At 35.3% G+C, this 7,168-nt stretch carries 9 protein-coding genes and 1 pseudogene; all 10 read left to right on the forward strand.

The window, feature by feature from the left end; translation table 11 throughout:
• The first annotated feature begins 448 nt into the window (after nt 1-448).
• The gene (gene rpmH / locus DW981_RS13705; protein ID WP_022024097.1) at nt 449-583 is read left to right on the forward strand and encodes a 50S ribosomal protein L34; all 135 of its coding nucleotides are present in this window, start codon (nt 449-451) and stop codon (nt 581-583) included.
• Between the two features lie 65 nt (nt 584-648).
• Nucleotides 649-987, forward strand: a complete 339-nt coding sequence (gene rnpA, locus DW981_RS13710) for a ribonuclease P protein component (protein ID WP_118508124.1) — start codon at nt 649-651, stop codon at nt 985-987.
• A 7-nt stretch (nt 988-994) separates the two neighbouring features.
• A complete protein-coding gene (yidD, locus tag DW981_RS13715) occupies nt 995-1,207 on the forward strand; it encodes a membrane protein insertion efficiency factor YidD (RefSeq protein WP_118508125.1) in 213 nt (70 codons plus the stop codon).
• A gap of 32 nt (nt 1,208-1,239) precedes the next feature.
• The gene (locus tag DW981_RS13720; protein WP_118508126.1) at nt 1,240-2,529 is read left to right on the forward strand and encodes a YidC/Oxa1 family membrane protein insertase; all 1,290 of its coding nucleotides are present in this window, start codon (nt 1,240-1,242) and stop codon (nt 2,527-2,529) included.
• Between the two features lie 76 nt (nt 2,530-2,605).
• Complete coding sequence (jag, locus tag DW981_RS13725; protein WP_118508127.1) at nt 2,606-3,394, forward strand: RNA-binding cell elongation regulator Jag/EloR; 789 nt, start codon at nt 2,606-2,608, stop codon at nt 3,392-3,394.
• 124 nt (nt 3,395-3,518) lie between these two features.
• Nucleotides 3,519-3,914 carry a hypothetical protein gene (locus DW981_RS16295; RefSeq protein WP_347474585.1) on the forward strand — a complete coding sequence of 132 codons (396 nt, stop codon included), beginning with the start codon at nt 3,519-3,521 and terminating at the stop codon, nt 3,912-3,914.
• Nucleotides 3,911-4,198 (forward strand): hypothetical protein, encoded by a 288-nt coding sequence (locus tag DW981_RS16300; RefSeq protein ID WP_347474586.1) that lies wholly within the window; start codon nt 3,911-3,913, stop codon nt 4,196-4,198. Before DW981_RS16295 ends, DW981_RS16300 begins: the two co-directional genes overlap by 4 nt.
• Nucleotides 4,195-4,923: a GTPase gene (locus DW981_RS16305; RefSeq protein ID WP_347474587.1), complete on the forward strand. Its 729-nt coding sequence runs from the start codon at nt 4,195-4,197 to the stop codon at nt 4,921-4,923. Before DW981_RS16300 ends, DW981_RS16305 begins: the two co-directional genes overlap by 4 nt.
• A gap of 59 nt (nt 4,924-4,982) precedes the next feature.
• Complete coding sequence (gene mnmG / locus DW981_RS13735) at nt 4,983-6,869, forward strand: tRNA uridine-5-carboxymethylaminomethyl(34) synthesis enzyme MnmG (protein ID WP_243034770.1); 1,887 nt, start codon at nt 4,983-4,985, stop codon at nt 6,867-6,869.
• A gap of 91 nt (nt 6,870-6,960) precedes the next feature.
• Nucleotides 6,961-7,168: pseudogene (locus DW981_RS13740) on the forward strand (hypothetical protein); the annotation flags it as partial.

The following is a 7,168-nucleotide window of genomic DNA, read 5'->3' on the forward strand; positions in this document are numbered from 1 at the left end:
GATGTAGAACTATGAAAATTCAAGGATTTTTTCGTTTAAATACTATTGCTGTATAATGTGTATATTAATGATACTTCGTGTGTAGAATAAAATAAATGGAAATGAGTTTCTTCCTATTATATAAGATTAAAATTTAGTTTATTGTGATGTGAATTTTAAATTCACATTATTAACATGTGCATTATATTGTGGATAATGAGTGGAATAATTCACATTTTACAATTTGATTCATTTGTTCTTATCTGAGGCTCATTAACAAGTAAACAAACTTTTTACTTCAGTTTGTAGGAAAAATTAGAGTTATAGCTAGAATATGCTTGACGAAATGGGCATTTACCGTTATAATATGGGCTGTATGCGTTTTATGCATTTTATTTGTATGTGATTTTTCAGGGACAGTCCTGTTGAGTCATGATGTGTTAATTTTGAAGAAGGAGGTGTTTTGAGTATGAAGATGACATTTCAGCCTAAGAAGAAATCCAGAAGTAGAGTTCATGGATTCAGAAAGAGAATGCAGACAGCTAACGGACGTAAGGTTTTAGCAAGCAGAAGAGCAAAAGGAAGACATAAGTTATCTGCATAGGTCGCATTTATGTGACCTTTTCTTCTTATAAAGTAGCCTTACTTTAAGTTTGCTTTTGCAGAGGGATTATTGTGTTTGAATCAATTAAGAATAATAGTGATTTTTTGAAAGCATATCGCCATGGAAAATCCTATGCCAACAGGTATTTAGTTATGTATGTTCGTAAGAATGACCTGGACAGAAACAGATACGGAATTACAGTCAGTAAAAAAGTTGGAAACAGTGTTGTAAGGCATAGGGTTACCAGGTTGATAAGAGAAAGTATCCGTTTGAATGTGGAGAAGTTTGAGAATGGATATGATATTGTAATAATAGCTAGAAATACGGCAAAGGGCAGAAAATGCCAGGAAATTGAGAGTGCTGTATTACATTTGGGGAAGCTGCACAATATAGTAGTGAGATGATGTTAGAATGAAAAAATCGTTGATTTTTTTAATAAAGGTATACCGGAAGATAATATCTCCCTTGAAAGGAAGACCTACATGTATCTATACGCCAACATGTTCACAATATGCAATAGAGGCATTAGAGAAGTATGGTTTTATGAAGGGGAGTTTTTTGAGTATAAAACGTATATTGAGATGCCACCCGTTTGCGAAAGGTGGATATGATCCGGTACCGTAGCTTGCCCTGTTAAATCAGGAGGATTAATTAGAATGGTTGATGTTATATTGACGACCTATCAGGGATCCATTTTGGGACCGATTGCTAGGATGCTTGGACAGATTTTGGAATGGCTGTATCTGTTCATGTCAAAACTTGGAATTGAGAATGTAGGAATTTGCATGATATTGTTTACTTTTATTGTAAACTTATTAATGTTTCCTTTAGTATTAAAACAACAGAAATTTGCTAAGATGTCCAGTATTATGAATCCGGAGATCATGGCAATTCAACAAAAGTATAAAAATAAAAAAGATCAGGCATCTCAGCAAAAGATGTCAATGGAGACACAGGCTGTATATCAAAAATATGGGGTAAGCCCGGCAAGCGGATGCTTGCCAATGTTGATCACAATGCCTATTCTTTTTGCTTTGTATCGCGTTATATATAATATACCGGCATATGTAACACCAATATATAATATGTACACAAACGTGGCTGAATCTGTTCGTAAGTTAGGAATTAGCGTTTCTGATCTGAGTCAGATGACAAACAGTAAGACGTATGTTATTCAGAATGCAGTTAGTGCGAAGAGTTCTGCACTTAACTATTATATAGATGTGTTAGGACAGTTTAATCAGGATGCATGGGATAGTTTGGCGAATACATGCAATAGCAAGGGATTTTCATCAATTGCTGACATGGTATCTGATGTAGGAAGTCAGGCATTTCATATTAATTCCTTTTTGGGTCTTAATATCTCAGATCTGCCGGTTATTCCATTTATCGGAGGTGCAGCATTATCTGCCAGTGTATTGATTCCGATATTATCTGTAATTACTCAGATTATAAGCATGAAGCTTAGTATGGCATCGACACCACAGACACAGAATTCCGATAATACTGCGATGGCATCCATGAATATGATGAATAAAGTTATGCCATATGTATCTGGTGTAATGTGCTTTATGTTCCCAATTGGTGTTGGTATTTATTGGGTTGCCGGCAATGTATTTCGTATATTGCAGACATTGGCTATTGATGCATATTTTAAGCATACTGATATGGATGCAATTATTGCAAAAAATACAGAAAAGGCAAAGAAAAAGTATGAAAGACTTGGAATTGATCCCAATACTGCTTTTTCAGATGTGACAAAACAGCGTACAAGCAACATTAATACTACAACAAAGACAACGCAGCAGCGTAAGAAAGTAAACCGACCGAAGAAATCTTTAGCAGAAAAGGATTATAAAAGGCCGGAAACAAATAAAAAATATAAAGAGGGAAGTATTGCTTCTTATGCAAATATGCTTGCAAGAGACAATAATGATAACAAATAGTAATTTACTTTATGTCTACGTACACTTGGCATGAAGTAAAAGATACGTGAAAGAGTGTGCAGAAATGAGGTTTATTATGTCAGAATGGCAGGAGTTTACAGCAAAAACAGTTGATGAGGCATTAACAAATGCAGTTGTATCTATGCAGACATCAAGTGATCAGTTGGAATATGAAGTAATTGAGGAAGGATCAAGCAGATTGTTAGGATTGATCAGCAAACCTGCAAAGATTCGTGCTCGCGTAAAACTTTCTTTGGATGCTATCGCTTCTAATTTTTTGGACAAGGTGTTCCAATCAATGGGAATGCAGGTAAACATTGAAATTACGATCGATGAAGTTGAAAATCAGATGAACATTGATCTTTCTGGTGAAGAGATGGGTATTTTGATTGGTAAGCGCGGAATTACCTTAGATTCTCTTCAGTATTTGGTTAGTTTAGTTATTAATCGTAATACAGAAGATTATATGAAAGTAAAGCTTGATACTGAAAATTATCGTGAAAGAAGAAAAGAAACACTGGAAAATTTAGCACACAACTTGGCACATAAAGTTAAGAGAATTCACAGACCGGTATATTTAGAGCCGATGAATCCTTATGAGCGTCGAGTTATTCATTCTGCTTTGCAGAAGGATAAATATGTTGAAACACATAGCGAGGGAGATGAGCCATATCGCAAAGTGGTAATTACATTGAAGCCGGGTGTGGATACAGGTTATGAGCGTCGTGGAAAATATTCTTATGGCAATTCTCGTTATGGAAAAAGAAATAACGGAGGATACCGTAAAAAATATAATAATTCTTATCAGAAGAAATATGATGAGTATGAGAAAGATTCTTCTGAAGATGTTCAGGATAATGAATAATAGCATTAGGAATCGAGGAAAGGGGCTGGTTTGGCTCCTTTCTTTTCAATTGAAATAGTTTTTAAATAATGTAAAGGTGGATTTAGATTTACACATTTTGTAATAAGACAAATAGGAGACAGCAATGGAAGAAAAAACAATTGTTGGAATTGCTAGTGCTGCAGGTGGTGGGATTGGCATCATTCGTGTAAGTGGATCAGAATCAATGAAGATTGTTGATTCGATTTTTCATCCGGGAAAATTTAATAACGAAGAAAATGAAGCATTGATAGATAAATCATATCTCCAACAACAGAAATCGCATACCATTCATTATGGATTTATTATAGATGGTAATAATGAGGTTGTAGATGAAGTTATGGTTTCTGTTATGAAAGCGCCTGCAACTTATACGCGAGAGGATGTTGTTGAAATTAATTGCCATGGTGGCAATTATATATTACAGAGAGTTATGCAGCTTTTATTAGAAAAAGGTGCTTTTTTGGCAGAGCGGGAGAGTTTACAAAACGGGCTTTTTTGAATGGACGTATTGATCTTTCACAGGCAGAAGCAGTAATGAAAATGATTTCATCTAAAAATGAATTTGCATTACAAAGTGCTGTAAAACAGTTGGAGGGGTCTGTATCAAAATATATTCAGCAGATCAGAGAACAGATTTTATATGAGATGGGACGTATTGAAAGTGCTTTGGATGATCCGGAACACTATGATCTGACGGGATATTCTGATGAATTATTTGATAAAACAGAGCAACAGATTGTTTCTTTGCAAAGATTATTGGATCGTTTTGAAATGGTAGAATGAAATCTGAGGGGATTAATACAGTCATTGTTGGAAAACCAAATGCCGGAAAATCTTCTTTGATGAACATTTTGCTGGATGAAGATCGTGCAATCGTAACAGATATTGCAGGAACAACTAGAGATGCTTTACAGGAGTCAGTTCGGCTTGGTGGATTGATGCTTAATTTAATAGATACTGCAGGTATTCATAATACGGAAGATACAGTTGAAAAAATTGGTGTTGATCGAGCAAAACAATATATTGAGCAGGCTGATTTTATTCTATTTGTGGTTGATGGAAGTGAAGAATGGTCTGATGAAGATGAACAGATTCTTCCGTTGATCGCACAGAAAAAAGGAATTATTCTTTTGAATAAAGCAGACCTAAAAGTAAAAGTATCCGAACTTTTTTTGAAAGATAAACTTTCATGGGATACGATAGCATTTTCCAATGAGACAAAACAGGGATTGCAGCAATTGGAACAATATATTACGGACAAGTTTGAACGGGGAGATCTGCAATTTAACGATCAAATATGTCTTACAAGTATTCGACACAAAAATGCTGTTATGCAGGCAGTGAATGCATTACATCGTGTAGAACAAAGTATTAAGTATGGAATGCCGGAAGATTTTTTTACTATTGATTTGATGGAAGCTTATCAACAATTAGGATTGATTAATGGAGATACAGCAACGGAAGATTTGGTAAATAAGATCTTTGAAGAATTTTGTATGGGAAAATAGTGGGTTTAAATTGGTTGAATAGGAAAGCTAAGCAATAAATTAGCAGAATGGAGTGGACTATGTCATATACATACGAGGAGTACGATGTTGTTGTTATTGGTGCAGGACATGCAGGTTGTGAAGCAGCACTTGCCTCCGCAAGATTAGGAATGCAAACATTGGTATTTACAGTTAGTGTTGATAGTATTGCAATGATGCCGTGTAATCCAAATATTGGAGGAAGCTCGAAAGGACATCTTGTTCGAGAAATTGATGCACTTGGTGGTGAGATGGGAAAAAATATTGATCGAACATTTATACAATCTAAGATGCTCAATATGTCCAAAGGACCTGCAGTACATTCGCTGCGTGCACAAGCAGACAAAAAAGAATATAGTAATTCCATGAGACATGTTCTAGAGAACACAGATAATTTGGTCATTAAACAAGGAGAAGTTGCAGAAATATTGGTGGAAAACAAATGTGTTGTTGGAGTTAAAACAACATCAGATGCTATTTATCCATGTAAGGCTGTTATAATGTGTACGGGAACATATTTGAGAGCACGTTGTATTTATGGGGATGTTAGTCAATATACCGGGCCAAATGGTTTAACTGCAGCAAATCATCTGACACAAAATCTGATTGATCTTGGAATTGAAGTTCGCCGTTTTAAGACAGGAACACCTGCGCGAGTAGATGGAAGAACGATAGATTTTTCAAAGATGGAAGAGCAAAAGGGAAGTGAAAGAGTGGTACCTTTTTCATTTACAAATACACCGGAAGAATTAGAGCGAGAACAGGTATCTTGTTGGCTGACCTATACCAATGAAAATACACATAATATCATACGTAATAATATAAATCGTTCGCCACTTTACTCTGGGGTTATTGAGGGGACAGGACCAAGATATTGTCCATCAATTGAGGATAAAGTAGTTCGTTTTGCAGATAAAAAACGCCATCAGGTTTTTCTGGAGCCGGAGGGTAATTATACAAACGAAATGTATGTTGGCGGAATGTCAAGTTCTCTTCCCGAGGATGTACAATATGCGATGTATCATTCTGTACCGGGATTGGAACATGCAACAATTGTGAGAAATGCATATGCTATTGAGTATGATTGTATAAATCCAACGCAGTTAAAGGCATCCTTGGAATATAAAAAGATCAGTGGATTTTTTAGTGCGGGACAGGCAAATGGTAGTTCTGGCTATGAAGAAGCTGGTGCACAGGGTATTATTGCAGGAATTAATGCCGCAAGAAAATTACAAGGAAAAGATCCTTTGATCTTAAATCGTTCACAGGCATATATCGGAGTTTTAATTGACGACCTCATTACAAAAGGAACGAATGAGCCATATCGTATGATGACATCAAGAGCAGAATATCGTTTACTTTTGCGTCAGGATAATGCAGATCTTCGATTAACAAAAATTGGTCACGAGGTCGGATTGATTGACGATAGCCGCTATGAAAAATTATTGATCAAGGAGAAAATGATTGAAAAAGAAATACAACGATTGCAGCATACTACAATTGGTGGTAAAAAGGAAGTTCAAAAATTATTAGAACAATATGGTAGTACGTTATTACAGTCGGGTTCCACATTAGCTGATTTATTAAAGCGACCGGAATTATCATACGATATTTTGGCACCAATTGATGAAGACAGACAGAATTTACCTGAGGATGTCTGTGAACAGGTTAATATTTCCTTGAAATATGAGGGATATATAACAAGACAACAGAAACAGGTGGCACAGTATCAAAAATTGGAAAATCGTAAAATTCCAGAGGATATTGATTATACAAAAGTAAACAGTCTCCGTAAGGAGGCTGTTCAGAAGCTGGACGATCTTCGTCCAATATCAGTTGGTCAAGCATCGAGAATATCCGGTGTTTCTCCGGCAGATATTTCTGTTTTACTGATTTATCTGGAACATTACAATCAGAAAAAACTGTAATGGTTAATTAGTACTTGTATAGATTTATTATTTTTTACCGACTGTAAGAAATATTTACCATAAATATATTGTAGTAGAAATGAGGAATGATATGATTGACTTATTAAGTGATTATTGTAAAAAAATAGAGCTTGATATAACAGATACACAGTTACACAGTTACAACAGTTTGATGATTACTATCGTTTTTTTGGTGGAAAAAAACAAAGTAATGAATTTAACGACAATCATAGAAAAAGAGGATGAAAAAAACAAAGTAATGAATTTAACGACAATCATAGAAAAAGAGGATGTTGTGT

Source organism: Clostridium sp. AM49-4BH, from assembly GCF_003478335.1.
Classification (GTDB): Bacteria; Bacillota; Clostridia; order Lachnospirales; family Lachnospiraceae; genus Butyribacter.